This is a genomic window from Nitrosomonas sp. Nm132 (assembly GCF_900100485.1).
Lineage (GTDB): Bacteria > Pseudomonadota > Gammaproteobacteria > Burkholderiales > Nitrosomonadaceae > Nitrosomonas.
Map to the genome: position 1 here is coordinate 1 of NZ_FNDH01000110.1, position 1605 is coordinate 1605.

The window sequence follows — 1605 nt, forward strand, 5'->3', positions numbered from 1 at the left end:
GTCGCCCACAAACTGGCTCGTCTTATCTACACCATGTTAACCAAGGGTGAGGAATACACAGACCAAGGACAGGATTACTACGAGGAGCGCTATCGTACCTCGCCAGGCGCACTGAAAAACTTGGCATGCAACTCGTTCCCGCTCCTCAATCAACTTGAAAAATCATTCAACTAATCATGGGGATATATTGTGTTTCTTGAGAGTCTAAGCAATTAGATTCTGAATTGGTCATTATGCGAGGCATGGTGATCGACATGGATGAAGCAAAGTTACAAACGGTGGCGCAAGTTAAGGCGTTTCTGGCGTGGTGTTACGCTATCTCAAACGTATGACAGGCCTGTCACGGCAACAGGTAACGCGATTAGTTGAACGGTACGGTAAATCAGGTCGAGTAAGCAAAAAGTACAGTACCCCCAAGAATGGATTCTGCCGCCGCTTTAATCTAACTGACATGATTCTTCTAGCTGAGATGGTTACGCTGCATGGCACTTTATCAGGCCCGGCCACCAAGAAGCTGATGGAACGAGCCTATCTCATTTTCAATGACACACGTTTCGAACGGCTGGCGAGTATCTCGGTCTCTCATCTTTATAATTTACGTGCTGGCCGAGCGTATCAGGATAAACGGCGGCATTGGACGAAGACCCGTCCAACCAGTGTACCCATTGGGCAACGTCGCGCTCCCCAACCTGATGGCGTACCTGGCTACATTCGTATAGACAGCGTCCATCAAGGGGATCAGGATGGCATGAAAGGGGCTATCATATCAACGCAGTCGACTGCGTGACTCAATTTCAACTCGTCGCCACTTGCGAGAGGATTAGTGAAGCGTATCTGCTGCCGGTTATCCAGCAGCTACTTGATCAGTTCCCATTCACCATTCTGGGTTTTCACGCTGATAATGGCTCGGAATACATCCACTACAAAGTGGCCAGGTTACTGGAAAAGCTGCGTATCGAATTCACCAAGTCACGACCACGACATTCCAACGATAATCCTATTTTCCTCAGTTGAACCTATAAAAACAGCTGCAAACATAGTACTGTAAAGGTTTTAGGGTTGAATAAAGGAGTCACCCAATGGGTGAAGAGGGTTTTGAGGAAAAAGGGGTGGTGAATGCGGTAGGCAGCGTTGTGCAGGAGATGGCGCCAGCAGCAGAGGAGATGTGTTTGTTGACTCCTGGTGGTCGATTTCACGTACGCTGGGATGAAAACGGAAGTGCTACGGCTTTGGGTCAGTTGGCATTTTTTGCTGAGTTCTTGGAAGTTAGTGGTTTATTTAGCCGCTGGGTAGAGGGGTGCCCGCTCCCTTACACGAGTCCTAATGCGCCTGCCGAGGTTGATTTACTGGGTACTTGGTTGCTCTCCATTCTTGATGGGCAGCGACGCTATGCACACATCGCTGGCTACGAGGAGACGAAGTTGCCACTGAGATACTTGGCATGAGCAAGATTGTCAGCGATGAGAGCTTACGTCGCGTGCTGGGCGCGCTTGCGCCATGTTTGCCCAAACGTTGTGATGACGCGCAACGTGCTGCCTGCCTGGCTCAGCTGATGAAGAGTACGATCTGGATGGACACAGCGCTAAGTGAGAGTACTCGTGAGGC

At 49.8% G+C, this 1605-nt stretch carries 3 protein-coding genes and 1 pseudogene; all 4 read left to right on the forward strand.

All coding sequences use genetic code 11. From position 1 onward, the window contains the following. Positions 1-158: pseudogene (locus BLP80_RS16475) on the forward strand (IS110 family transposase); the annotation flags it as partial. Positions 159-304: 146 nt separating this feature from the next. Next, complete coding sequence (locus BLP80_RS15820) at positions 305-787, forward strand: hypothetical protein (protein ID WP_176754401.1); 483 nt, start codon at positions 305-307, stop codon at positions 785-787. Beyond that, positions 784-1014 carry a hypothetical protein gene (locus BLP80_RS15825; protein WP_090544508.1) on the forward strand — a complete coding sequence of 77 codons (231 nt, stop codon included), beginning with the start codon at positions 784-786 and terminating at the stop codon, positions 1012-1014. Before BLP80_RS15820 ends, BLP80_RS15825 begins: the two co-directional genes overlap by 4 nt. A gap of 65 nt (positions 1015-1079) precedes the next feature. Next, positions 1080-1445, forward strand: a complete 366-nt coding sequence (locus BLP80_RS14850; protein WP_090544510.1) for a hypothetical protein — start codon at positions 1080-1082, stop codon at positions 1443-1445. Positions 1446-1605 lie beyond the last annotated feature (160 nt).